Genomic DNA, 24,626 nt, shown 5'->3' on the forward strand with positions numbered 1-24,626 from the left:
CGGTCGAGAAATTTAAGGAGTGATCATGACTATTGCGACGTTAGTAAAAAACAGCTCGGCAGCTTGGGAAGGGTGGAACAACCTGGGGTTTGAAACCCGTATCGATATCCTGCGTCGCTGGACAGAGCAATTGCCGGCGGAAGGCCGCGCAATGGTGGAGTATCAGTGCCGTAATGCTGAGGAACATGTTGCTAAAACGGAACTGATGCCGGGGCCAACGGGGGAAACCAACGAGCTTTACTGTGCTGGCCGTGGTGTATTTGTGGTTACGGCTGACAATGATGCACCGCTGGTCGCGGTACTGGGTCAGTTGGCTACTGCGCTGCTGACCGGTAACACCGTACTGGCATGTTTCCCGGCGGGCTTTGCCCTGTCGGCTAAAGAAGTCGTCACACAGCTGGAACACTGCGGCTGTGTTGGTGGTGTTATCACTGCCATTGACAGTGACCAGCTGTCTGAGCTGGTCAGTCATCCGGCGGTAGCGGGCGTTGTGTACGCCGGTTCACCGTCAACCACTATGGTGCTTGCGCGCCAACTTGCTGCCCGTGACGGACAATTAGCGCAACTGATCAGTGAATCTGATTACGCGCAGTTGCCGGTGATTGGCAGTCCAACGTATTCACTGCGCTTTGTGACCGAGCGGACACGAACCATCAATATTACGGCAGTAGGCGGTAACGCGACTCTGCTGGAGTTGGGGAGCGGTGAAGAACATTAATCCATAACTGCTCAACGGGGTTTAGGGAAGGTTGTTTTTCTGACCCCCGTTGGTAACAGCAGTGTGCTGCACAACAGCAAATAAGCAAAAAGCCCCTGCTATGGACAGGGGCTCAAAGTGAGGGAACTCAATAATGATAGAAAATAGCTTCGCTATTACCGGCACGTTTATCGCGTACCTGATTGCCATGTTGCTCATCGGTTACGTGGCGTACAAACGTACCTCGAACTCCGCAGATTACTTCCTGGGTGGCCGTACACTGGGACCGTGGCCTGCGGCTCTGTCGGCAGGTGCATCAGATATGAGTGGGTGGCTGCTGCTGGGTCTTCCGGGTTATGCCTTTGCGGCGGGTCTGGAATCGCTGTGGCTGGCTGGTGGTCTTCTCCTGGGAACATATCTGAACTGGCTAATATGTGCGAAACGTCTGCGTACTTACAGTATTACGACGGAGAACGCATTGACGATGCCTGAGTTCCTGGCACGTCGCTTCGATGACAACTCCAAACTGATTCAAACCATCTCAGCGTTCTTTATTCTGATGTTCTTCCTTTTCTACACCAGTTCTGGTTTGGTTGCAGGTGGTAAATTGTTTGAGACCGTATTCGGTCTGGACTACTCGATTGCGGTTATTGTCGGTACAGTGTGTGTGGTGTCTTACACCCTGTTTGGTGGTTTCCTGGCGGTATCCTGGACTGACCTGGTGCAGGGGCTGCTGATGGCCGCGGCACTGATGATCGTACCCATTGCGGCTATGTCAGGTGGGCCAGTTGATCTGGCGGATTCGCTGTCAGCGAAAAACCCAGAACTGATGACGCTGTTTAATGACGTGAAAGGCCAGCCGTTGTCTGCCATTGCGATTATCTCGCTGGCAGCATGGGGTCTGGGCTACTTCGGTCAGCCGCATATCCTGGCGCGTTTTAAAGCGACACGCAGCAATGCCGATATCAGTACGGCGCGTCGTATTGCGGTGGGCTGGACGGCTCTGTCAATGGCCGGTGCGATTCTGGTTGGCCTAGTAGGTATTCTGTATGTTGATAACCAACTGGCAGGCAGCCTGGATGACGGCGAGCGTATCTTTATGCTGCTGGTTAACTCAATTTTCCACCCTGTGATGGCGGGTATCCTGCTGGCCGCGATTCTGGCGGCAATCATGAGTACAGCGGATTCGCAACTGCTGGTATCGTCATCGGCGCTGGCAGAAGACTTCTACAAACAAGTTTTCCGTCCAGACGCGTCGTCTGATGAGATCGTTATGGTTGGTCGGGTTGCGGTTATCGTACTGTCTATCATTGCCCTGGTACTGGCGATGAACCCGGACAGCACAGTGCTGGGTCTGGTGTCTTATGCCTGGGCTGGCTTCGGTGCGGCATTTGGTCCTGCATTGCTGATTAGCCTGTTCTGGAAAGACATGAACCGTCATGGTGCTCTGGCTGGTATCATTACCGGTGCCCTGACGGTGGTGATCTGGAAACAGCTGAGCGGTGGTATTTTTGACCTGTATGAAATCGTCCCTGGTTTCATCCTGGCGAGTGTGGCTATCGTTGCTTTCAGTAAAGCAACCGGCGGTGCACCGCAGAAAGTCAAAGCCCAGTTCGACACTTACGAAAAGAATCTGGTGGAATTTAAGTAATTCGGCCTGAGGGTAATACAAAGAAGCCACTGCATTTGCAGTGGCTTTTTTTATGTGCTGTTTTTGTTCGGGGACGATTGATATGAGGCCGATTATTCACAAGGTGGAGCCAGGTGGATCATTGCCAGTCCGCCCAATGACGTTTCCCGGTATTTCTTGTTCATGTCTTTCCCGGTCTGGTACATCGTCTCAATGACTTTGTCGAGGGAAATCAGAGACTTGCTGTTGCGTTTCAGAGCCATGCGCGAGGCGTTAATGGCTTTGACAGCACCCATGGCATTTCGCTCAATGCAGGGGATTTGCACGAGTCCGCCAATCGGGTCGCAAGTCATGCCCAGCGAATGCTCCATCGCAATTTCTGCCGCCATGCAGATTTGCTCGTTACTGCCGCCACGAATGGCCGTCAGGCCGGCAGCCGCCATAGACGATGACACGCCGATTTCGCCCTGACACCCAACCTCAGCACCGGAAATTGAGGCATTCATTTTATAGAGCATTCCGATGGCGGCTGAGACGGCGAGAAACTCCCGCAGTTGTTTCAGTTCAAGTTCACAAATAAACTGGTTGTAGTACATCAGGACTGCCGGGATCACCCCCGCCGCCCCATTGGTCGGTGAAGTTACAACCTGGCCACCCGCCGCGTTTTCTTCGCTGACGGCAAATGCAAACAGGTTTACCCAGTCAAGGACCGTCATCGGGTCATTATCAATGCCCTGACTTGAGACCAGTTTTTTCAGCAATGCGGGGGCTCGCCGCACCACATGCAATCCTCCTTCCAGCACGCCTTCTGTTTCAAACCCTTGTTCCATGCAGTTGGTCATGACCTCCCAGACCTGCAGGGTTTTGGCATCAAATGCCTGCTGAGTGCGAAAGGCCAGCTCATTGCGCTGAATCATGGCCCCCAGGCTGATCCCTTCTTTCTCGCTGAGGGTCAGTAAATCATCCGCACTGTGGAATGGATAGGGCACCTTAACCTGGCTGCTGCTGATGCCGTTTTGCAGTTCGTCGGCGGTTGCGATAAATCCTCCGCCGATAGAGTAATAGGTTTCCAGCAGGATTTGCTCACCAGCCGCGTTAAACGCGGTGATCGTCATGCCGTTCTCATGCAGCGGCAGATTTTCCTGATGAAAAAGCAAATCGATTTGCTCATCAAAGGGCACGGTGTGTTGTCCGGCGAGAGAGAGGCTTCGCGTTGTTCTGGCATCACTGAGTGCCTGACTGGCCGTTGCAATGTCGATGGTATCCGGCTGATTACCCATCAACCCTAACATCGTGGCCCTGTCGGTGTGGTGCCCTCTGCCGGTGAGTGACAATGAACCGTACAGATTCACCTGTACCCGGCTGATAACATCCAATAACGGAAGGGCTTTCTGGCTGAAATCAAAGCCGGCCAGCATAGGCCCGTTGGTGTGTGAACTGGAGGGACCAACCCCCACTTTGAAAATATCGAAAATTGACAGCATGCTTCATTCCCTGCCTGTCCGAATCATCATCGAACGTAATTACATCTTGATAAATAAAGCATATACGCCGCTTCGCCGGTTGGTGCAGAAAAGCAGTAAATTGTGCGTTCAGGCAGGTTGCCGGCGGATAAATGGCTGACAAACAGGAGAGAGCCAAACCCAACATGAGTCACTGAAATTTGTGTCATCGAACGAGGCAAGAATGAAAGGAGGGAGAAACAGGCACCAAACGGAGGGAGTGTTCGGTGCCAGAATCAGTAGCAGGCGCATGCCCAGCTCGGATCAGTGATCAAGGAACAGGTAGTTTTGCCAACTCTTCATGCGTATCAGCACTTTTCGCATGATGGAAACATGTTCGAAACTGTCGGAATACACCGCAATCTCGACGTTTGCTCCCTGCGGCAGATGATAGGAGGATATGTCATCCGTGATGATCAGCTTAACCAGAGGTCGTCCCTGATTGAGCAGACGATCGCTGCCATACAGCACGCCGGATGCCTGGATTTGGCTTTCGCCGATAGCAGGCAGCACCTCGACCACTTCACCCTGGAACGTTTGCCCCGGCAGTGCCCGGAAAATGAAATCCGCTTTGAAGCCCGGCCGCAGGCGCATCAGGGAATTCTGCCGGAAAGCCCCGACGAAGTACTGGTCTTCTTTGTGAATAAAGGTCATCACCGGGCGCAGCGGAAGGGGGACAGCCATCATTCCGGGGCGCAACGCTACCTGCGTGACATAGCCGTCAGTCGGAGCCCGGACCACCGTTTCGGCCAGGTTAAACTCAGCTTGTATCAGTTGGGCACGGACTTTGGCGATACTGGTATTTTCTCCCATAATTTCGGATTCATACGCCAGCTTAGCCCGGCGCTCTTCCGCCCGTGCCGCGTCAAGCGTTGCTTCGGCGCTGAGAAAGAACTGGCGCCGGTTATCCACTTCCGCGGCGGTAAAGGCACCACGTTTGAAGCCTTTTTCATAGCGCTTGAACTGCTCGTAGGTGCGATCCCGCTCTGCGATCGCTTTGGCGGTTGTGGCTTGGGCAGCTTTAAATGAAGCCTCCAACCCTAATACATTCTGCTTGGCTTCAGCCAGTGCTGCTCGTTGCAGGTTCACTTCGGCCTGATAGGTAGTGGCATCGATTTTGAAAAGAATATCGCCCTTGTGGATCAGGGTGTTGGGAGTTACCGGCACTTCTGTCACCTTGCCTGTAACGACCGGGACGATGGGGGTCGTAACAAAAAACTGCCCGCCAAGATTGGTATGCGGATGGTTGTAGTTCATTAGCAGAATCAAGGTACCTATCAGCAGGATGCCACCCAAGGCGGCAGTGGGGACGGTCCATTTGTTGAGTGGAATCTTGAAGATTTTAAAAATCGCCACACAAAGCGCGACGTATGACAGGATGAGTAATAAATCCATTAGCGCTCATCTCCCTGTTGTGGTTTCTGTGGTCGTGGCGGTGGATTACCAGAACTGGCCGAAGGGGAATGATGGGCGTGGCGGTGCTCCAGCTCCGTTAGTTTCTCGCTCAGTTGCTCCACTTTTTGGCTGAGCTGCAGGACTTCATGATGCAGCTCGTTTTGTTCATTCTGAATCTGGGTGAAACCCCATCCCCGGTCCTCTCGCCACAGCGTGGCCCAAATCCACAAAAACGGCCACAGGACATGAAGGGTGAACAGGCTGACCCAGCCTGCATAATGGATCGCATCCTGATGCGGATGATTACGTTTCTTGGCGATTTCATACGGAATATCGTGAATCGCGATAATGCCGTAGAAGAGTACAAACGCCACAAAAAACAGCATACCCAGGGCAAAATAGTCGAGAAACATCCTTGCTCCTTATAATCAGAGTGATAGGTGAGGATGATGTTTAAGTCATAGACGCATTGCGTAATATTTAGCGCTTCATTTAATTTAGCACTCAATCCTGTGGGTAGTTGATTTAGCTGCAATTAATCGTCAGTCTCAGAGAGAGGGCAATAGGCACAGAACCCGGAAATTTCCTCCAGTTTTGTTCACATTGGCCGATAAACGGACTAATAACTCAAATATCAAGAAAAGTGCAGTTGAGGGACTATGGATAACCTTCTGATTGGCCTGAGTGTGGCTGGCGGGCTGCTTGGGTGGGTGATCTACCGGTACTTTGTGGCCAAAGAGAATGATAAAAAAGCGGCCATTGAGAAACGGCTTAAAGAGGAAAAATACCGTCTGGTGTTGGAAAAAGCCAGGCTGGCGGAACGTGAAGAAAAAATCTTTAAGGCGCAGACCGGTCATGTGCCTAGCCAGTTGTCGCTGGCCAAGGAATACGAACTCACCAATATTCGCGAGGCATTGCAGTGGTACACCAAAGCGGCGTTGCTGGACAATGATATAGCGCAGAACGCGCTGGCGAGACTGTGTAGCAGCGACAGTAACGATCCCCAGGGGGAAGCGAAGTCGGCGTATTGGACACAAGTGGTCAAAGCCAAACACAATGATCCGATCGCCAAATTTGAGCTGGGCAGTTTCCAGCTACGTGGCTACGGTACGGATGTTGATGAAGACGCCGGAATAGCGAACATAACTGCTGCCGCTGAAAGTGATTACTTACCTGCGATGTTGTTACTTGGAGACTGGTACCTGGCTGATACCACATCCCAAAAGAAACCTGAGGAAGCATTTCTCTGGCGGTTGCGTGCGGCGCTGCTGGGGGATAAAAAAGCCTGTATCAAAACGGCTTATTGCTACCAGGCTGGTATTGCTGTCGCGAAAAACCGGCTGCGGGCGGTGTACTGGCTGGAACGAGCGGCTGAGCAGGGGGATACCGAAGCGCAGTATCTGGTGGCTAAAATGTTGGGAGAAGGCGGGGAAACCGATAAAGCGGTTGCTTACATCTGGCTGTCTCTCGCCTATGCCGGAGGTAATCGCGACGCCAAAGTTTTGCGCGATACCGTGGTGCAGTACATCGGTGTTGACGCGATTGTCGGGGTGCAGAATGTGGCAAATACCATATATCGGGTAATGCGCCAGGGAAATGTAAAACCACATGGCATTATTAACTTGCTGGATCAGGTGTATGGCCGGGAGGGATATCGCCCGGATGAAGAAAACCTGGCAAGGCTGGCTGCCGGCGATTTAAGCAGTGAGCAGGCTGTGGAGCCGGACGACTCTGGTTTGGTGAAAGCAGAAACAACGACAGGCGGAGGTGAATACGCCGGTGCTACGAAAGCTGAAGTAAATAAAAACGATGCCATAGATAAATCTGGGCCAATCGCGGATCCCCACAGTACGGAACTACATCGTCAGGAAAAGCAAGATAAACCCGGTAAGCGAACACATACTTCAAATAGTCAGTCATCAACGGCTAACTGGGACAGCAACTGGTCAGGTTGGCAGACCGAACAAGGCGATAGCTTTGCGGTACCTGACGTTACATCGCCCCGTAAACCTGAGCAGGATTAAGCGTCTCGTCTGTTTTTATCATTTGTTTATCTCTTACTCTTTCGCAAAAAACGGCCGCGCAGGCAGTTTTTTGTTTTGATCGTAAGTGATTTGAGCCTAGGTATTTTGATTTCAGGTGACTTGCTCTCAGATGCTTGAATTTCATTCAGGTGCTTTAATCTCAGATGCTTTAATCTCAGGTGCTTTGAGTGTCGGTGTGTTACGGTTCCAACAACGTGACTCGCTCACGGACGGCCTGATAAATCGCCTCCCCATTACCCAGCGCATTGCGCAAGTCCACATCCCGCTCTTCAAATTGTCTGCGGCGCGTCGTCTGTGTCTGCTGTTGTGACGGGTATTCGGAGCCTGAGGCGGTTTGGTTGCGGCCTCTACAATGGAAATAAATGTCATTGAGAATGCCGGGATCGAATTTATTGACGATATGCACCCGCTCCCGAATGAGGCGAGGAAACTGGCTGATGGTGATATCAACAAACTTATCGTCTACTTCGACCCAGACATGACTAAGGATTTCCGGGTAGTCAGCCAGATCATTGCGACACCAGATGATTTTAGGATTGTAGCCTTGCTCACGCAGGTAAAGCGCCAGCATGTTGTTTGCCAGATCGCAGGATCCTAAAGGGAAGGCGTTCAGTTCTGGCCAGCGTGGTTCATGGCAGAGCCGGTGTGATTGGGTATCTATGATAGCCGTTAGTGCATTTCGGAATACATGTACATGATAATTCAGCAATTGTCCCTCCTGCCTGGTAAAACAGTCTCTCCTGTAAAGTGATGACGTTAAATGCGTCTGTTGTGAGTATAGGCAAAGTGCTCTTTGGCTGCCGTCTGACGTCGTGATTCAGAGGGCAGTGTGAACCGACCCATGTTCGAGCCGGTAATGACCGAGGATTGACGGAAGCAGGGGGGTGTTTGATGCTTACGACGGTTGCACTAGATGAAAGGCGCCCGCGAAAGTTTTGCTGCTTGGTTCACGCCTTCTGCATCAGTTTTAGGAATTCAGCTTCTGTGGCATAGTCAGCTTTGTCGGCGCGGTCGAGAAAAACAATGCCGTTCAAGTGATCCAATTCATGCTGGAAGATACGGGCGATAAAGCCTTCCATTCGGGTGCTGACCTCTTCGCCAGTGAGGGTGAGGTAGCGCACCTCGATAGACGTGTGGCGGTTAACCCTGGCCCGCATTCCCGGAATACTCAGGCAACCTTCCCAGTCTTTTTCCATGTCATCGCTTGTCCAGATAAGTTCGGGATTTAGCATCAGCGTCGGTGACATCAGTGGCGCATACGGATAACGGGCGTTCGGACGGGAGGCCACGATAAAGGCCCGGACCGATTCACTGACCTGAGGGGCGGCAATGCCGACGCCGTTGTGGGCCAACATTTTTTGCTCTAATGCCTTAAAAAAAGGAGCCATGTCTCGATACTGGGCGGTGCTTAATGCGCGAGCATGTTCTCGCAGAATCGGGTTACCCAGCTGCGCAATGGTCAGAGATGGTGGGTGTGGAGAATACGTCGTTGTGTCCATGATTCTTGTCCTTTGTCCGGCGACCGGTTTCAGCAGATCAGCTTGTGTTTCTGATGGCTCTTCGCGGAATCATATAGCTTAATAATAATTCGCCTTGATGCAAACAGGGAGCCGGAGCTCCCTGTGAATCAGGTCTAACTTTGCCCTTACGCGGCACTGACTCCCTTACATTGTTGGCGTGTTTTTCCTGTGCCCACCCCTGCAGTAGGTAACCAAGCTGGGTAGTGTGGTTTCGCTAGTCTTTCATGCAAAAAATAATCGCAGCGGCCAAGGCCAGGAACGCGGTCATCATCAGGAATACGTCGTTATAGGCCATAATCGTGGCATCACGCTGCATGGCAGCGGCCAGCGCCGACTGCGCCTGCATCAGGGCCGTACCGCCGTCACTGCCGGTTCGGACAAAAAACTCACTTTGCTGCAACAGCTGTTGCCAAGCATTGGTGCTGACCGCAGGCAGTGACTCTTTGATGTGCGCGAGATGTTCGCGGGCTTTGTTGTCCAGCAGGGTCGCAATAAACGCAATACTGAACGCGCCACCCAGATTACGCATGACATTGGTCAGCGTTGAGGCGTCAGGAGTGTCGGCCTTGCTGATGTTTTTCATCGCAACCAGTGACAACGGTACCATAATGAACGGACTGCCTACGGCGCGAAGCAACATTGACAGGATCAATTGATCGCCGCCGAAATCAGCACTCATGTGAGTGTTGACGTAGCAGCTCAGGCCATACATGGCGAAGCCAAAAGTGACCAGATTCTTGGGTTTGATGACGCGAGTCAGTTTGGGCACAATCGGGAAAAAGATCAGCTGGGGGAAGCCCATCCACATCAGCACCTTGCCGATTTCCATGGCGTTGTATTGCTGAATCTGCGTCAGGTACAACGGCAGGACATAAATGGATCCAAACAGTGCCATGCCAAGGATCAGGTAGGCCAGGCATGACATCGCAAATTGCCCCTGCCGGAGCAGGCGCAGGTTCACCAGCGGTTGCTTGTGCTGTAACTCATTGATCACGAAATAGACCAGACTAACCGCAGCGATGATGCTCAGAGTGACAATAAAACCGGAGCTGAACCATTCTTCCCGATTTCCTTCTTCAAGCATCACTTCCAAACAGCCGAGCCCAAGCCCCATGGTCAGAATCCCGATCCAGTCTGCTTTGAGCAGGGTGCTGAGGTTCAGTGGCTCCTGATCCAGCCCGTACCGTATCATGCTGATCACTAGAATGGCCGGCGGAATATTGATGTAAAAAATGTAATGCCAGGACAGATTTTCCGTCAGCCAGCCACCGAACGTCGGGCCGACTGCCGGCGCAAAGGTGGCGGTGATGCCAAACAGGGCCATCCCGACGGCCCGTTTATGGATGGGCAGCAACTGGACCACCAGTGAAAATGCCAGCGGGATCAGGGCACCGCCACTGAACCCCTGCATCGCCCGAAAGGTGATCATCGAGCCCAGATTCCATGACATGGAACAGAGGAAAGATGACAGGGTAAAGATCGCAGTCGTCCAGGTGAGGTAGCGTCGTTTACCCAGAGAGCGAGAGAGCCAGCCACTGAGCGGGATCGCAATCATTTCCGCCACCAGATAGGACGTCGAGATCCACGAACTTTCATCCAGGGTAGCAGAAAGCGCCCCCTGAATGTCTTTCAGTGAGGAGTTGGTGATCTGGATATCCAGAATCGCCATAAATGCCCCAAGTAGCCCGCCGAACAACGCGATCCAGTGACGACGGGGCACTGATGTGCTGGTGGATGTAGCCAGGCTGTCAGGGGCGACAGTAACGGCACTCATGGTCAGCCTCGGGTATCAACGGTGGCAACAACAGACAGCCCCGGGATTAGCCGGCCTGTCAGCGCTTTTTGATTCGGGATGGTGATTTTGACCGGCACCCGCTGAACAATTTTGGTGAAGTTGCCGGTCGCATTCTCCGGCGGCAACAAAGCAAATTTGGCGCCAGTAGCCGGAGAAAAACTGTCGACAACCCCTTCCAGGGGCTGATTCGGAAAGGCATCCAGCTCAATGGTGACTTTCTGCCCCTGATGAATACCGTTGAGCTGAGTTTCCTTGAAGTTAGCCTCAATCCAGATATCGGAGGTAGGCACCAGACTCAGCAGCGGCATGCCTGGCTGGACATACAGGCCGACCCGTAGGCTGCGTTTGCCGACAATACCGTCTACCGGGGCATAAACCTTGGTGTAATCCAGATCCAATTGTGCCCTTTCAACCTGGGCGCGGGCTTCGGTGACGGCGGCTTTAGCTTGGTTGATTTGGCTGGCCAGAACGGTGAGCTGATCACTTTCGGCCTGATAGCCGGCTTTTTCTTCGTTGAGCTCTGCCCGGGTCACTTTTTCATGTGCCAGCATGCTGTCGAGTTCATCTTGCGACGAGTAGTGGCGTTCAAGCAGGCTGCGGGTGCGGGAAACCTGTTGCTGGGCGCGCTCGAATTCGGCCTGCGCGGAGGCAACTTTGCTGGCGGCCTGACGGATTTTCGTATGCTGTAGCTGCTGTTGTGCCAGCAGGTTGTCCACGGCCGCCTGCGTGACCGCCAGATTGGCGGTGGCCTTATCGAGTGCCGCGACATAATCACGATCATCTATGGTGGCCAGCAGCGCCCCGGCTTTAACCTGCTGGTTGTCTGCAACCAGAGAGCGGGTGATGTAGCCGGTGACTTTCGGACTGAGTGTCGTGATGTCTCCCTGAAGATAGGCATTATCGGTGGACTCAAAATACTGCCCGTAGCCCAGCCAGTAACCGCCCCCGGCAGCGCCGAGCGCCAGCATAACGAGGGTCGCGATCAGCGGTGCTTTCTTTTTCTTTGATCGTGCCGCTGTGGGCAGGGCGGAAGTGTTGTTCGCGATGGCGGATTGGTCTGCCATTGATACCTCATTGATATAGAACGTGGTTAAGCATAAAAGTGTTACAAAGTGTAAACGAATTGATTGGTTGGTAAGATAAGAAGAAAGGGAAACACTGTTGCAGGAATCTGAATAATCACTATGGCGAGACCAATATGGATCTGAACAGCGTCGCAATTTTTGCCCAGGTCGTGGAAGGCGGGAGCTTCACCCAGGCCGCCGATATGCTGGATCTCACTAAATCTACCGTCAGTCGAAAAGTGGCGGATCTTGAGCAACACCTTGGCGTACGTCTGATCACGCGGTCGACCCGTAGCTTGGTGTTGACCCCGGAAGGTGAACGTTTTTATCAGTCATGCGTGCAAATGCTTGAAATTATGAGTCAGGCTGAGCTGGAAGTGACCGCGAATCAGGATTTGATCCGTGGCCGGCTTAACGTCGTGATGCCGGTTGAACTGGGTCATCAGGTGATGGGGCAGTTTATCAATGATTTTATTAAGCTCTATCCCAATGTACTGGTTCATCTCGAGCTGACAAACCGGGAAGTGGATATCATCGGTGAGGGGATTGACCTGTATGCCCAGGTCGGCGAAATGGATGACTCCACTCTGGTTTCTCGGCAGCTGACTGAATCGGTGAGGGTTTTGGCGGCCAGCCCGGCTTATCTGGAGCAATACGGTCAAATTCAGACTCCGGCTGATCTCAAGCCGCCGCACCATCAGGTGAAGGTGTATAACAAAGCTGTGAAGCTGCCAAATTGGCACCTGATGGAAGACAACGGCAATACCATTATCATCGACTTACCCTATAAGCTGCGGGTGAACACGATTACGTCATCACTGAGTGCTTGTCTGGACGGGTTAGGAGTGGCGATTTTGCCGGAATTCATCTGCCGTGAGCACTTCGCATCCGGTAAGCTGGTGTGTCTGCTGCCCGATTGGAATATGCCTGCTGTCCCAGTCAGTCTTGTTTACCCGCAGCGTAAACTGTTGCCCAAACGGCTGCGGGTGTTCATTGACTATCTGATCGAGCGTTTTGAACAGCGTGATAAAGAGATCGGGACGGCGGCGTATTTACAATGTAAATCTATGCCGTGACGGAGCACTGAGACACGGCAGAATAAGGGCCATTTTTTGCCCTTACAGTTGATGACGATAGCCCAGAGAAAAAGCGATGTCGGTACTGTTGTCCATGTTAAACATATTTTCAACCATGGACACTTCTATCGCGCCATGCTTGGTGTGATAACGGTAGCCGAGCAAGACCTCGGTGGACGGCTCACTGAGATCTGAGGTGGCATCCGAGGCGCCTTCATAAACATGCAGTTCGGTGAGCAGGTGATGTTTGGGACTCAGGACATATTGGTAACTGACGCCGCCGGACAATGCGAACTTGTTGTATTTGATCCCGGATAAAACTTCGTCACTATGGCGATAGGTCATGCCAAGCAGGGTGTAAACCCGATGTCTGCCATTGCGGTAGCTGTAATTGGCCTGTATGCCCTGTTCAAAATTACTGACTTTAAAAGGGCCACTACCGACATAGTTGTAATACAGAGTGCCACCAACAGAGAGGCCATGGTGCGTATTTTCCAGCAGCTGATAACTGGTATAAAAACTGAAGGCGTTACTCATGGTTTCCCCTTCGAAGTCATGAATTTCGACGCCGTACTGCGGAACGGAGATGTCAAAAGAATGGTCATCGACCGTGTCCCGGCCGTTCTGGCCGAGGCCGAAAATATCATGGAATGCTTTGGTCAGGTTATCGAGATGGTTGTCGGCGGCAAAACGCCAGGTGTACCCCAGCTCCATGGCCCAGCGATCATTCAGCTGCCAGTATCCTCCGACCGATAAGGCATTCTGGTAATAGTCGGCCCGGTAATCGTCGGTTTCTGCCCACACACTGGCGATGGTCGCGGTGGCAAACAGCTCCACAGTGTCGGGCTGATAACTGAAGCCACTACGCACGAGCGGTGTCAGGCTGTTGGACTGCAGCGGCGACTGAGCGTAGGTTTTCAGTGGGCCGTAGTCGATTTCTGTGTTGGCCAGCTCGGCAGCATCAACGGGTAGCGCAGCGGCGAAGAGGCTGATTCCGGCCAGATGATAATGGCACTTTATAGTTTTAATTTTCATGGGAAAGCCGTTAATCGAATGGAAAGCGGATTAGCGAAAGCCCCTTTTATAAGGCAAAACAGCTGTGTAGGAGCTGAATCAGTCAAATTGTTGGTAAATTGTTCCGATTATCACGATTTTGTCGCTGAATGTTTGCTGAATCACGTTTGATGACAGGATCGTGATGGCGCATTGTGATGACACGAGACGACATCACGCGATACGTGTGAGGCAGTGCTGATGACGACACAAGGCGTAACTTGGTTGTCGCTTGACTGCTCATTAAGAATATTATTATCAATAAGAATAGCAGAGTGGTTTCAGACAGTTGCTTTAATTGTGCGTCGTTTTTCATTGCGGTAGGGGCGATGGTGTGTGTCCTGAGAAGTCATGATAGTCAGGAAACCGAAGCCAGGCACCACGTTCATAAAATCACATTAAGGCAACAATCATGAACCAGTGGCAGACCGAATGGCAGGGAACAGTGACAAAGAAATACCACAACACGGAACCACAACAAGGAAGAACAGCATGCTGAATTATATTGAACCGGTCTTTCGACCTCCCTCAGAATGGAAATCACTGATTTTGCAGGTGACAAACGGCTGCAGCTATAACCACTGCACCTTCTGCGATATGTATACTCAGCCGCAGAAGAAATTCCGGCCGAAAAAACCTGACGATATTGAGCGGGAGTTGCAGCTGATCGCAGCGTCAGGGGCCCGGGTAACCAGAGTGTTTCTGGCGGACGGTGATGCAATGACCCTGCCGTTTGCACGGTTGCAGCACATTTGCTCTTTGATTAATCACTACCTGCCGACCGTTCAGCGCATTGCCAGCTACTGTCTGCCCCGTAATTTGACTAACAAGACGCCAGCGCAGCTCTCTCAGTTGCGTGATCTTGGGCTAAGTCTGATGTATGTCGGCTGTGAAAGCGGTGACGATGAGGTGCTGGCTAAAATTGAGAAAGGCGAGACGTTTTCCTCGTCTCTGGCAGCGCTGGAAAAAATCAAAGCCGCAGGCATGAAAAGCTCGGTGATGATTCTCAATGGCCTTGCTGGCCCTGCGTTAAGTCGCCAGCATGCATTAGCCTCAGCACGACTGATGAACGCTGCTCAGCCGGATTATCTATCAACGCTGGTGGTGTCATTTCCATTGGGAACTGAACGTTTCGCGTGCAATTTTGACGGGCAATTTCGGCTGCTGACCCAGCCGGAATTGTTTCAGGAAATGGCTTGGCTGCTTGAACATTTGGAATTGGAAAAAACGGTGTTTCGTTCCGATCATGCATCCAACTATCTGGTACTGAAAGGCATTTTGGGACGAGACAAAGCGCGCATGTTACAGCAGGTCAGTCTGGCTCTGACCCATCCTGACTGCATGCCACTCCGTGAAGAGTGGCAGCGAGGTTTGTAACGTTGGATCAGGCGGCTGAAAGCCACATGCTGCCGATAGCCACTGGCAGCATGAATCTTTACAAAATGACGTGGGGCAGATAGCGCGACAAATCCTGCGTGACCCGTGATTGGTCTTCACGAATGGAAATCCCACCCGCTTTGTCATTGATCAGCCAACTGCCAATCAGGGTATAGCTGCCGTTAAATTTCGGCAAAGGATGATAGGCCTGATAGATCATCCCTTCGTCGCCATACGGGCCTTCTACCCGCAGGGTCTGACGGCCCTGTTCGACAATGCTGATGTTGGCACCTTCGCGGGAAAAAATCGGCTTGATGACATAATCGCCCAGCTCGCTGAGGTGGCGATCATCCGGGAAATAAGCCGGCAGCAGGTTCGGGTGCCCTTTGAATTTCTGCCACAGCAGCGGCAGCAGGGCTTTGTTGCTGATGAGGGATTTCCACATTGGCTCGAGCCAGTTCACTTTGGCCTTTGTCAGATTGGCGGCATATTCTTCTCGGAACATGAATTCCCACGGATAGAGCTTGAACATCCAGCGGATTGGTCTGTCCTGTAAATCGGTAAACTCCTGTTTGCTGTTCAGACCGATATCCTCCATGAAGACGAAAGCGGTTGATAACCCGGCCTCTTTGGCACAGTCTTCCATGTACTGCACCGTCCCGCGATCTTCCTCGGTCTCTTTGCAACAGGCAAAATGCAGCGTCTGCCCCGGCTGCTGACGGGCCAGCTCGACAAAACGGGCCATCATCAGTTCCTGCAGCAGGTTAAACTGGTCGGCGTCTCGGCGAATCGCGCCGCTGTTCACCATGTCTTCCAGCCACAACCACTGCCAGAATCCGGTTTCGTACAGCGAGGTTGGAGTATCTGCATTATTTTCATACAACTTAGCCGGGCCGTTGCCGTCGTAGGCAAAATCCAGTCGGGAGTAGAGCGACGGTTCGCGGCTTTTCCATGAATCCAACACCGGTTGCCACATGGTTTCCGGGATCTGGAATTTTTGCAGCCAGTAGTCGTCTGCGACCACGCTATCGACCACCTCCAGGCACATCTGGTGAATCTCTTCTGTCGGCTCTTCCAGATCACGCTCAATCTGTTCCAGGGTGAACTGGTAATAGGCGGACTCATCCCAGTAAGGTTCGCCGTACATGGTATGGAACCCAAAACCGAATTCTTTGGCTTGCTCGCGCCAGTACGGGCGCTCCTTACTGTTAATACGTAGCATGTGCTTCCTGCTGATGATCACAACGAAAGGCGTATTTTTACATGGAAAGCCGGACGGGCAACAGGGGGGAAATGGGGAAGTTGGATCGGGAACAAACAAGTTTCCGGCACAACCGAGCGGTTGTGCCGGGATTTGGATTACTGTTGCGCTTTGAGCCAGTTTTCAATGCTGGTTTCAACGACTTCCATTGGCTGGTCACCGTATTTCAGAAGCTGGTCGTGGAAAGTGGCCCAGTCGAACTGGTTGCCCAGCTTGGCTTGTGCTTTGGCTAGCATCTCTTTGATTACCAGATAACCTGACTTGTAAGACACAGCCTGACCGACATACGCGGCATAACGGAAGCTTTCAGACTCAATGTCACCATCGCCTAACGCGGAGTTCTGGTTCATGTAGTCTTGTGCTTGCTTGATGCTCCAGCCTTTGGCATGAATGCCGGTATCTACCGCCAGACGCATATTACGCAGCTGGGCTTCGTTCAGGCTGCCGAAGTATTGTAGGGCATTACATTCTTCGGCATCGGTGTAGACCCCGCCCTGGAACGTAGCGTAATCAAGATCGGATTTACACATCCCGGTGGCATTGACGAAGGTAGGCTTGCCGTCGCTGTTGAGCTCGCCGTAAATGCCCATCTCCAGGCCCAGCCATTCTGTGTACAGAGCCCAGCCTTCAGCATAGGCAGTGTACCAGACTCCCTGAATGTATTCCGGCTTGTCGGCAGGTGGGTATTCAGTGGCATAAGCGTTCTGGAAGTGGTGGCCCGGCGCAGCTTCGTGCAGTAGCAGGGTGGAGACATTCCATTTTTGCAGGCTGTAATCCGGATGGGTATTCAGGTTAAATTCGTTTCCGCCGTAGGACGCCACGCCGTCATATTTTTCCCGGTTGGCCGGAACCGGCACTATGGTGTAATCGGTTTTGATCGGCTTGAAGTATTTTGCCACTACATCGTTAGCGTCGGTTTTGAAAATATTGTAATCCACCAGTGCCGCTTCACAGGCTGTCAGGCTGGAGGCCGCCGCACACAGCGCGGCATACGGGGTATTCGCGATAGTGCGGCCATCACGGCCGTAGAAGAATTGTTCGCTGTTGAGGTAATCGAAGAACTCATTCAGGTTTATGTTGCCTTCGGCATCGGCCAGGACAAATGTCCGCTCTTCAACAGTGCTGTCGTTTCGCCATTTGGCTTTGATGCTGGTGCCACGCTTGTCGATCACCAGTTGTGCTACCCGCTCCATTTCAGCTTTTGCATCGGCGACCAAATCTTCGCCCAGCTGGTGAAGTTCGGTGGCGGGTTTACCGGTGGTACTGTTTCTGTCCAGCTGCCACTGGTACCAGGCTTGGCCGTTCGGCAACGCACCCCAGCCTATGTTGGTGTCAGTCACTTTCCCTTCACCCCGAGCGCCGGTCAGGTAGTCACTTTGCAGAAAATCAACCAGACGGGTGGTTGCCAGCTCGGCATCGTCCACGACTTTTGTGTATTCGGCGAGGGTTTCGTCACTGTATTGATCGGCATGCGCCAACATGTCATTCAGCCCGCGTTTGAGCAGGCCGTAATTATCCGTGCCTACGGCTAACGCATCTTTGGTACTGTCTATCAGACGTTGGGTCAGGATTGTTGGCAGGCGGGCTTCGTCGACAATCGCCAGAGAGTATTGAGAATAGAGGTTATCGATCCAGGCGGTGTACTCTCGGATGACCTGAATATGTTTCTGGTAGTCTTCCGGGGTGTCTTGTGTGCTGCCTGCGTGGCTCGCATTCCAGTCTATGTAGTTATAAAAGTGGGTGATCGGAATGGCGAAATTACCGAAGCGGGTATTCGGATATGCTGCGCCACGAATCGCAATGTTACGGTCGAACAGAAATGTGTCGTAATAGATTTTGTCTTCGTCAGACAGTGCACTGCGCTCAATCTGCATGAGTTTATCCAGATACTGGCGATCGACCGCCAGCCTGGAGCCGGCCATCTGGTCATTGACCTGCCCAAACGTGGTGCTGTCGAGCGTGGCCATGGCGGACTGGTATTGGCTCATAACCGTCCGTAGCTGCTCTGATGGTTTTTCGGTTTGTTTGGGTTGCTCAACGATGGTGGTGTCGTCATTACAACCGGCCAGTACGGTCAGGGCGAGGAGGGCGATAGCCAGAGGGCTCTTGCGGGGCTTACTGCTGTTCATGTTAATTCCTTCTGCATGAGTATTCCGTCTTCAGACGCGCTAAGGGTAAGGGTTTGATATCTAATGAAATGTGAAAACGGTCACAAGGCGTACAGGGAAAATAACTATGCAACATCAGCATAATGGTGTGTAAGCAAAAATATGCATTCGATCTCATTGTGTGGTTGGTTTTTTGAACAATCATGCCGTTGTGGTGGTGAGATATTCATCAACACAGTGCCCGGGGTGCAAAAGTTTGTGTCGAAATTGGGCTGAAGATCGATTTTTGCTCAATAATGTGAAGTGAAAACTGATAATTATGCGCGCAGCAGGCAAGAAAGGAAAAGGTCTCTTCAATGGTCGTTGGTTAGTGTTGGAGCACAAAGAGACCTCATGTACCAAACGGATCCGGCCCGTATGTGGTACGAATTTCCCGAAGGAATGCGGTATTAGGGTAATGATAAGACCTAGAGTAGGGAACCTAATTGACGATAAGATGAACAGAATGTTTTTTTACCGGGGCAAGCGCTTCAGAGGAATCGATCCTCATGAATCGAACGCCATAAACGGAAATGCAGAATGTCCGACCGTCAGTAACAAAAACGCCCCGTTTCAGTTGGGGCGTTTTTTGTTATGGCAAGCTATAGGGAGGAATTGTCGAGGGAGGATAGACAGTGGAGGCTCTCCCGATTACCTCTGCCATCTGTATAATCTGTAAATCTCAATTTATTCATCTCTTCTTTATGACTGCTCTTTGACGACAGCTTGCTTGGTGAATTTACTTACAAGCGGAAAAATAACTGACTGAACGGGTTCAGCAGTGTCGCCAGACCAGAGGTGAAATGCAGCGGGGCATCGAGCAAAGTCAGGCACAGGCAGTCTTGCCCGCTTCGGGTTTTCGGGACGTGCTGGTTGGCAGAAGTCTGAATGATAAAATCGCCCGGCCGATATGTGCCCTGGTCATCATAAAATTCACCCGCCAGCACCAGCGTGATTTCCTGCCCCTGATGGGTATGTTCCGGTAAGGCACTGTCAGAATCCATGTAGATGAAATTCATTTTCTGAGGGCCACCGACATCAACGGCAGCCCGCTTGAGTTTACCCGGCAGGCGTGACCACGGGCCAATGCGATCGCGGTGTCGCTGCAGTGCTCTTGGCAATGGGTAGGTTTTATCACCCAGGATTAAGGCCGTCGGCATCCCCGCTGAGACCGAGTCATCGCCAGATTCGATCTCAGGCTCTACATCAGGTTCGGACGTGGTCATGATGGCGTGCATCATCGTCATCAGATCCGGAGAAAGGGGGGCTATCGTGTTTTGTGTTCCCGTGTGTTCCACTTCCGGTGTCTCTGATGCCAGCACAGCGGCGGCCTGTGAGTCTTCGATAGAACAGGCAAGCTGCCGGCAGTGCGGGCAGTATTCCAAATGGGTGCTAATCATGATGCTCGATGCCGGGTCTAAATCACCGGAGGCAAATCGCTGCAAAGTCTCGCTAAGCGGATGGAAGCGAATATTACTCATCCAGAGCCTCCTTCATTTTTTGCAATGCTAAACGTAATCGGCTTTTGACCGTTCCTAGCGGAATCCCAATTGCATCGGCCACATCCTGATGCGATGCGCCTTGTAAGCAGATCATGCGCACGATTTCGGCCTGGGCAGGGGGAAGGGCGTTGATCAGGGATTCCAGCTCGCGACTGACGATGGCCCGAAATTCTTCAGGCAACTGATCCGGCTCCGGCTCTTCGTGCAGCACAGGCCATAAATCATCGCCCTGAACCCAATCCTGCTGGTGTTTGGTTTTACGCAGCAGATCGAATTTAACGTTACGGGCAACAGAATAGATCCAGGTCAGTGCTGCGCCTTTGGATTCATCATACAGATGCGCCTTCAGCCAGACTTTAAGCATGGTTTCCTGCACCACTTCCATTGCCAACGACTCATCCCTTAGTTGCTTGCGGGTAAAACTCAGCAACTTGGGGGCGACGTAAGTAAATAGCGTCTCGTAACTTTTTCGGCAACGGGATTCAGCAATTTGCGCGAGCAAGCCAGCCACATCCACAGCGGGTAATGTGTCGTTATTCATAAACTCCTTGTTTGTCTCGGAGTGTACTACCTCAGACTGTTCTACAGGTATGGGTCTCATCATTACTCTATCTGCAAGCATGGGGGCCGTGTTCCAATAACGCAACCACTAATGGTAACGATCACTCTGTCTGATAACTTTTTTCAGGTAGCGCAGACAGTTCCGCGCCGAGGGTTGCTTGAGCAGGCGCTGTTTGGTCTTCAGCGAGAGCGGCAGTAATTCCAGCCAGCGCAGGCATACCCAGTTGGCACAGAGGGGCGTCTGGTTGGTCACCCATTCCGGCCAGACCAGGCCAAATTCAGCCTGCCACTGGTGCAGCCGGGTGATCAAAACATCATCTGCCGCAAGCGACACCGACGAGGGAGACCACCCGCCGTACAGCTGGCCGGTAAGCCGGGTTGGCTGAGCGGGAGCGTCGGAAGAGCGCATAATCCTGCCAAATGAGAGTGTAGCGATGTGCACCTGAATCTGCTGCTGGCTGAGCCAGTCCACGGACTCAATCACCGCCAGCGTCATGACATCACCATCGGCCATGGCGGGGTAACCGCGACTGTCCTGCATCACCAACCAAATGCCCCCGGCTTGTTGTCCGGCGCGGATAGTTTGGGTAAACAGCCAGCCACTGCCTGTCAGGCAGTGACGGGTCATCGGCATCCAATGATCGGTGGATGTCAGGAAAGGCAGCTGCTTTGTTATGCACTTGGGTGTGTTTGACGCGGAATACACAGGACAGGCCTCCTTTTTCTTCATTCCATTACTTTTCTGACGACTTTTTTTGATACCGCTTCGTTACCGGTGCTGCTTAACCGGGTCTTATCTCCATTACGCACCGCAGGCCAAAGTGGATGAGTGCGCCTGAGAATCTCTTTTTGATAAGGCCATCATATGTGCATCGGGGTGATCCTGTTGCAGACACACCTACGTATATTCGCGAGGTAACTGTTCGTAGGCAGTACACAAACAGGCTGTACACAACGAGGAATATTCTTATGAATATGAAATCTGTAGTGAGCGTTCTTGGACTGAGTGTGTTTTTAACGGGCTGTCCTCTGGAAGACGACGATGTTTCACAAATTCGGATTACCCATGCAAGCAGTGACGCCCCGCCGGTGGCAGTGCTGCTGAACGGCGAGACGGTCGGCGGGCTGGAAAATGTTGATTATCAAACCGGCAGCCAGCTGCTGAATGTGGAGTCAGGTACCTACAATGTCGGGGTTGAGGCATTGCTGCCCGGAGATGAACGGCTCTCAGTCATCAGTGCCAATCTCGATTTTTCGCCGGATATGCAGTACGACATTGTCGCGGTGAATCAGGCTGAAAGCATTGAACCTGTGGTTCTTAGCCGACCGGATATCTTGCCCTCTGGCAATGAAATCCGGGTTGATGTGCTTCATGCCCATCCTGATGTGCCAGCGGTCGACATTTATCTGAATACTGAAGAGGATATTTCGGCGGTTGAACCGGCGGTGGCCGGACTGGCATTCAAGGAAGATCATCCAGAACTGCCGGTGATATTACCGGCTGCAACCTATCGTTTACGCCTGACTCTGGCTGGCAGCAAAACGGTAGCTTATGCCAGCGGGCCGGTTGAGTTGAACGGCGGCAGCGACTTGTTGATCACGGCGGTGCCTAATGTCAGTGGTGGCGCGGTTTCTCCGGTGAACCTGCTGGTGGCTGATGGCGAGCAAATCACGGTGCTGCGTAATCTCGGTGAACAGGTGGAAGTGCGGGTTGTACATGCCGTTGCGGATGCCCCGAATGTGGATGTTCTGGCCAGTGGCAGTGTGGTGGATGGGCTGTCCGACATTACTTTTCGTGAGTTCCGTTCTGTTCGGCTTGCCCCCGAACATTATGACCTGAGTGTCGCGGCAGCGTTCGATAACTCTGTTGTTGTCATTGACGCGCCGGATACCTCATTTGCAGCCGGAACCAGCACCAGTATCTACGCTGTGGGTAAGCTGAACAGTGTCACTGACAGCACCATCGAACCCTTGATCATTCCAGAAGATCTGCGCCCGGTGGCGGCATATGCCAAGGTTCGGGTCGTACATGCCAGCTCGACAGCCGCCGGGTTGGGACGCGTTGATATCCATGCGTCGGTCGATGGGGTATTTGATGCTTCTACTGTAGTGCTGGAAGGTGTTGATTTCAAACAGACCGCTGTCCTGAATGTGCCTGCTGGCACTTATCAACTGGCGGTGATACTTCAAAGTGATCCGTCTTACACCCCTGCCGTAACGGCCAGTGCCGAGGTGGAGAATGGCGGTGTGTACTCGGTCGTTGCGACGGACGACTTTGCCGGTGGATTGCTGCTCAACGTGGATAATACGTTGTAAGCATTCGACAGGAAATGGAATAAACAAGCTGGCCAACGGGAAATCCTAATAATCAAAATCCTGTTGGCAACGGCCACGCTCATCTGCTGTAACCGGGCCCTGCTCAATCCGCGGGGCCTGTTCTTTTTCTTCGTCGTGTGTTTCTGTCTGGCTTTCCAATCTTTTCTCCATTGTTGATACTTGAAGGGATCGGAATCTGACTCAAAAAGGAGCTTTGTTGTCTATGAGTACTGACAGACAAACTGTGCTGAAACGCCAGTTGCAATTGATCGACGGTCAATCGAGTGACCCGTCGAACCCGTCCCTGCACAAGCATCGCAAGATGGCGCTGAGCCCGTTTCAGTTTTTTAGAGGTTCAGCACAGCTGTTTTATGCCGACCTGGCATCCGGTGTGTTGACACTGCCCAGTTTGCTGGCTGCAAAACCCGGCATGACCACCATCATGGGCGACTGCCATCTGGCCAATTTTGGCTTTCTGACAGAAGAAGGGTCGCAGGGTGATCAGGTGATTTTTTCCCCGAATGATTTTGATGACGCCTGTATGGGCTACGCGGTGTGGGATATCGCCCGCTTTCTGACCAGCGTGGCGCTGGTGGCAGACCTTGGCCGAGGTATCCTCGACGGGCGTTATATCAGTGACGGCACAGACTCAGCGTCAGGCAGTGATTACCATGCACCAGATAACGACGCGGTCGTTGCCGCGTGCCGGGGCTTTTTGCACGCATACAGCGACACTTTACAGAAAGTGATTGTTGACAGCGATATGCGGTACAAGGTGCTCAAGAAATTTCCTGACGAGCACACGCTCTATAAAACCTGGCGCAAGGCCTGTAAACGGGCTGCAGGCGGGAAAGACTTCCTGACTAAAAGCCAACTGGCCAAATCAACCCGGTTTGAGGATGGGGTACTGCGGTTTGTTGATGAGCCGGAAAAATATCAGGTGCTGGCTGAAAACGAAGTCAAGGAAGTCGCTGCGGTGTTTCGGCCTTATCTGGATGATGACATTCTCGACTGTGTTGCCCGCCTTGGTGCCGGCACCGGTTCGAACAATATGGAACGGTATTACCTGTTGGTGGGGCCAGAGGATTTGCACAGCCTTGATGAGCTGGCAATGTGTCACATTGTGGAGATCAAGCAGCAGCGTCAGGCCGCGCCGATTTTTGCGTTTCCGGATATCAGCCCGGTCAACAAGCTTAACCCGGCGCATCTTACCGCCGACTGTCAGCGGAATATGCAGCGTCGTCCGGACTTACTGCTGGATGAGGTCGTCTGGCGGGGCAAACATTGGCTGGTGCGCTCCCGTCATCATGCCCGTGCGGCACTTAAACCGGATCAGTTGGTGGTGACGCGCAAAGATCCGGCAATCCGACTCAGTGAGTATGCGCAGAGCTGTGGTGAGGCGTTGGCGCTGGCCCATTCCCGCGGTGATCGGCGCTCCTCGCGGTTTGAGCTGTTTATGGTGGAGTCACTGGCTAATTATATCGATGAGATGATTGAGGTTTGTCTGAACTACAGTGAGCAGGTTATTGCTGATCATGCTCTGCATGTCGCGATGTTGGATTAATTTTGCTCTGTATGTGGCCTCCGAATATTGTTCTTGATGTATTTTTTGAAACGATGTTTCGATAATTCTTTTTCATCGCGCTGCCGAGCGGTAGAATAGTCGCCAGCGAAAATCATGAAAG

At 52.4% G+C, this 24,626-nt stretch carries 21 protein-coding genes; 7 read left to right on the forward strand and 14 right to left on the reverse strand.

Annotated features, from left to right (window positions below):
* Nucleotides 1–25 precede the first annotated feature (25 nt).
* Together FH974_RS25020 and putP are read left to right on the forward strand one after the other, a co-directional pair.
* Complete coding sequence (locus tag FH974_RS25020) at nucleotides 26–718, forward strand: aldehyde dehydrogenase family protein (RefSeq protein ID WP_047884970.1); 693 nt, start codon at nucleotides 26–28, stop codon at nucleotides 716–718.
* A gap of 133 nt (nucleotides 719–851) precedes the next feature.
* Nucleotides 852–2,348: a sodium/proline symporter PutP gene (putP, locus tag FH974_RS25025; protein WP_047884969.1), complete on the forward strand. Its 1,497-nt coding sequence runs from the start codon at nucleotides 852–854 to the stop codon at nucleotides 2,346–2,348.
* Between the two features lie 92 nt (nucleotides 2,349–2,440).
* Here the strand turns inward: putP and FH974_RS25030 are convergent, their stop codons facing one another.
* The 3 genes from FH974_RS25030 to FH974_RS25040 all read right to left on the reverse strand — a co-directional run bounded on the left by FH974_RS25030 (nucleotide 2,441) and on the right by FH974_RS25040 (nucleotide 5,637).
* Complete coding sequence (locus FH974_RS25030; protein WP_207103926.1) at nucleotides 2,441–3,811, reverse strand: L-serine ammonia-lyase; 1,371 nt, start codon at nucleotides 3,809–3,811, stop codon at nucleotides 2,441–2,443.
* A 282-nt stretch (nucleotides 3,812–4,093) separates the two neighbouring features.
* A complete protein-coding gene (locus tag FH974_RS25035) occupies nucleotides 4,094–5,224 on the reverse strand; it encodes an HlyD family secretion protein (protein WP_207103927.1) in 1,131 nt (376 codons plus the stop codon).
* Complete coding sequence (locus tag FH974_RS25040; protein WP_047884967.1) at nucleotides 5,224–5,637, reverse strand: DUF3302 domain-containing protein; 414 nt, start codon at nucleotides 5,635–5,637, stop codon at nucleotides 5,224–5,226. Before FH974_RS25040 ends, FH974_RS25035 begins: the two co-directional genes overlap by 1 nt.
* 246 nt (nucleotides 5,638–5,883) lie before the next feature.
* Between FH974_RS25040 and FH974_RS25045 the strand changes: the two genes are divergently transcribed.
* The gene (locus FH974_RS25045) at nucleotides 5,884–7,248 is read left to right on the forward strand and encodes a tetratricopeptide repeat protein (RefSeq protein ID WP_053061800.1); all 1,365 of its coding nucleotides are present in this window, start codon (nucleotides 5,884–5,886) and stop codon (nucleotides 7,246–7,248) included.
* A gap of 199 nt (nucleotides 7,249–7,447) precedes the next feature.
* Here the strand turns inward: FH974_RS25045 and FH974_RS25050 are convergent, their stop codons facing one another.
* From FH974_RS25050 to FH974_RS25065, 4 genes are all read right to left on the reverse strand, one after another.
* Nucleotides 7,448–7,978 (reverse strand): hypothetical protein, encoded by a 531-nt coding sequence (locus FH974_RS25050; RefSeq protein ID WP_146149669.1) that lies wholly within the window; start codon nucleotides 7,976–7,978, stop codon nucleotides 7,448–7,450.
* Nucleotides 7,979–8,216: 238 nt separating this feature from the next.
* Entirely contained in the window at nucleotides 8,217–8,768 is a 552-nt protein-coding gene (def, locus tag FH974_RS25055; RefSeq protein WP_047884966.1) for a peptide deformylase, read from the reverse strand.
* A gap of 235 nt (nucleotides 8,769–9,003) precedes the next feature.
* Entirely contained in the window at nucleotides 9,004–10,563 is a 1,560-nt protein-coding gene (locus tag FH974_RS25060; RefSeq protein ID WP_047884965.1) for a DHA2 family efflux MFS transporter permease subunit, read from the reverse strand.
* Nucleotides 10,564–10,565: 2 nt separating this feature from the next.
* Entirely contained in the window at nucleotides 10,566–11,648 is a 1,083-nt protein-coding gene (locus tag FH974_RS25065; RefSeq protein ID WP_047884964.1) for an HlyD family secretion protein, read from the reverse strand.
* Nucleotides 11,649–11,782: 134 nt separating this feature from the next.
* Between FH974_RS25065 and FH974_RS25070 the strand changes: the two genes are divergently transcribed.
* Nucleotides 11,783–12,724, forward strand: a complete 942-nt coding sequence (locus tag FH974_RS25070; RefSeq protein WP_047884963.1) for a LysR family transcriptional regulator — start codon at nucleotides 11,783–11,785, stop codon at nucleotides 12,722–12,724.
* A gap of 42 nt (nucleotides 12,725–12,766) precedes the next feature.
* Here the strand turns inward: FH974_RS25070 and FH974_RS25075 are convergent, their stop codons facing one another.
* The gene (locus tag FH974_RS25075) at nucleotides 12,767–13,759 is read right to left on the reverse strand and encodes a DUF3187 family protein (protein WP_207103928.1); all 993 of its coding nucleotides are present in this window, start codon (nucleotides 13,757–13,759) and stop codon (nucleotides 12,767–12,769) included.
* A 510-nt stretch (nucleotides 13,760–14,269) separates the two neighbouring features.
* Here FH974_RS25075 and FH974_RS25080 point away from each other — a divergent pair.
* Entirely contained in the window at nucleotides 14,270–15,154 is an 885-nt protein-coding gene (locus FH974_RS25080; RefSeq protein ID WP_047884961.1) for a radical SAM protein, read from the forward strand.
* A 58-nt stretch (nucleotides 15,155–15,212) separates the two neighbouring features.
* Here FH974_RS25080 and FH974_RS25085 read toward each other — a convergent pair whose 3' ends face one another.
* The 5 genes from FH974_RS25085 to FH974_RS25105 all read right to left on the reverse strand — a co-directional run bounded on the left by FH974_RS25085 (nucleotide 15,213) and on the right by FH974_RS25105 (nucleotide 21,355).
* A complete protein-coding gene (locus FH974_RS25085; RefSeq protein ID WP_047884960.1) occupies nucleotides 15,213–16,376 on the reverse strand; it encodes a glutathionylspermidine synthase family protein in 1,164 nt (387 codons plus the stop codon).
* A gap of 137 nt (nucleotides 16,377–16,513) precedes the next feature.
* Entirely contained in the window at nucleotides 16,514–18,544 is a 2,031-nt protein-coding gene (locus FH974_RS25090) for a DUF885 domain-containing protein (protein ID WP_047884959.1), read from the reverse strand.
* A 761-nt stretch (nucleotides 18,545–19,305) separates the two neighbouring features.
* Complete coding sequence (locus FH974_RS25095; protein ID WP_047884957.1) at nucleotides 19,306–20,043, reverse strand: ChrR family anti-sigma-E factor; 738 nt, start codon at nucleotides 20,041–20,043, stop codon at nucleotides 19,306–19,308.
* Nucleotides 20,036–20,605: a sigma-70 family RNA polymerase sigma factor gene (locus FH974_RS25100; protein WP_047884956.1), complete on the reverse strand. Its 570-nt coding sequence runs from the start codon at nucleotides 20,603–20,605 to the stop codon at nucleotides 20,036–20,038. Before FH974_RS25100 ends, FH974_RS25095 begins: the two co-directional genes overlap by 8 nt.
* A gap of 108 nt (nucleotides 20,606–20,713) precedes the next feature.
* Entirely contained in the window at nucleotides 20,714–21,355 is a 642-nt protein-coding gene (locus FH974_RS25105; protein ID WP_146149670.1) for a hypothetical protein, read from the reverse strand.
* 239 nt (nucleotides 21,356–21,594) lie between these two features.
* Here FH974_RS25105 and FH974_RS25110 point away from each other — a divergent pair, with 239 nt between their 5' ends.
* Nucleotides 21,595–22,941 carry a DUF4397 domain-containing protein gene (locus tag FH974_RS25110; protein ID WP_047884954.1) on the forward strand — a complete coding sequence of 449 codons (1,347 nt, stop codon included), beginning with the start codon at nucleotides 21,595–21,597 and terminating at the stop codon, nucleotides 22,939–22,941.
* 45 nt (nucleotides 22,942–22,986) lie between these two features.
* Here FH974_RS25110 and FH974_RS26390 read toward each other — a convergent pair whose 3' ends face one another.
* Nucleotides 22,987–23,112, reverse strand: coding sequence for a hypothetical protein (locus FH974_RS26390; RefSeq protein WP_277991790.1), 126 nt, complete (start codon nucleotides 23,110–23,112; stop codon nucleotides 22,987–22,989).
* 52 nt (nucleotides 23,113–23,164) lie between these two features.
* Here FH974_RS26390 and FH974_RS25115 point away from each other — a divergent pair, with 52 nt between their 5' ends.
* A complete protein-coding gene (locus tag FH974_RS25115; RefSeq protein WP_047884953.1) occupies nucleotides 23,165–24,505 on the forward strand; it encodes a DUF2252 family protein in 1,341 nt (446 codons plus the stop codon).
* Nucleotides 24,506–24,626 lie beyond the last annotated feature (121 nt).

This window comes from Photobacterium ganghwense, assembly GCF_017329545.1.
GTDB classification, from domain to species: domain Bacteria; phylum Pseudomonadota; class Gammaproteobacteria; order Enterobacterales; family Vibrionaceae; genus Photobacterium; species Photobacterium ganghwense.

Coding starts and splice junctions, on each gene's coding strand:
- FH974_RS25020 (WP_047884970.1), top strand. CDS start 26: ATGACTATTGCGACGTTAGTAAAAAACAGCTCGGCAGCTTGGGAAGGG.
- putP (WP_047884969.1), top strand. CDS start 852: ATGATAGAAAATAGCTTCGCTATTACCGGCACGTTTATCGCGTACCTG.
- FH974_RS25030 (WP_207103926.1), bottom strand. CDS start 3,811: ATGCTGTCAATTTTCGATATTTTCAAAGTGGGGGTTGGTCCCTCCAGT.
- FH974_RS25035 (WP_207103927.1), bottom strand. CDS start 5,224: ATGGATTTATTACTCATCCTGTCATACGTCGCGCTTTGTGTGGCGATT.
- FH974_RS25040 (WP_047884967.1), bottom strand. CDS start 5,637: ATGTTTCTCGACTATTTTGCCCTGGGTATGCTGTTTTTTGTGGCGTTT.
- FH974_RS25045 (WP_053061800.1), top strand. CDS start 5,884: ATGGATAACCTTCTGATTGGCCTGAGTGTGGCTGGCGGGCTGCTTGGG.
- def (WP_047884966.1), bottom strand. CDS start 8,768: ATGGACACAACGACGTATTCTCCACACCCACCATCTCTGACCATTGCG.
- FH974_RS25060 (WP_047884965.1), bottom strand. CDS start 10,563: ATGAGTGCCGTTACTGTCGCCCCTGACAGCCTGGCTACATCCACCAGC.
- FH974_RS25065 (WP_047884964.1), bottom strand. CDS start 11,648: ATGGCAGACCAATCCGCCATCGCGAACAACACTTCCGCCCTGCCCACA.
- FH974_RS25070 (WP_047884963.1), top strand. CDS start 11,783: ATGGATCTGAACAGCGTCGCAATTTTTGCCCAGGTCGTGGAAGGCGGG.
- FH974_RS25075 (WP_207103928.1), bottom strand. CDS start 13,759: ATGAAAATTAAAACTATAAAGTGCCATTATCATCTGGCCGGAATCAGC.
- FH974_RS25080 (WP_047884961.1), top strand. CDS start 14,270: ATGCTGAATTATATTGAACCGGTCTTTCGACCTCCCTCAGAATGGAAA.
- FH974_RS25085 (WP_047884960.1), bottom strand. CDS start 16,376: ATGCTACGTATTAACAGTAAGGAGCGCCCGTACTGGCGCGAGCAAGCC.
- FH974_RS25090 (WP_047884959.1), bottom strand. CDS start 18,544: ATGAACAGCAGTAAGCCCCGCAAGAGCCCTCTGGCTATCGCCCTCCTC.
- FH974_RS25095 (WP_047884957.1), bottom strand. CDS start 20,043: ATGAGTAATATTCGCTTCCATCCGCTTAGCGAGACTTTGCAGCGATTT.
- FH974_RS25100 (WP_047884956.1), bottom strand. CDS start 20,605: ATGAATAACGACACATTACCCGCTGTGGATGTGGCTGGCTTGCTCGCG.
- FH974_RS25105 (WP_146149670.1), bottom strand. CDS start 21,355: ATGAAGAAAAAGGAGGCCTGTCCTGTGTATTCCGCGTCAAACACACCC.
- FH974_RS25110 (WP_047884954.1), top strand. CDS start 21,595: ATGAATATGAAATCTGTAGTGAGCGTTCTTGGACTGAGTGTGTTTTTA.
- FH974_RS26390 (WP_277991790.1), bottom strand. CDS start 23,112: ATGGAGAAAAGATTGGAAAGCCAGACAGAAACACACGACGAAGAAAAA.
- FH974_RS25115 (WP_047884953.1), top strand. CDS start 23,165: ATGAGTACTGACAGACAAACTGTGCTGAAACGCCAGTTGCAATTGATC.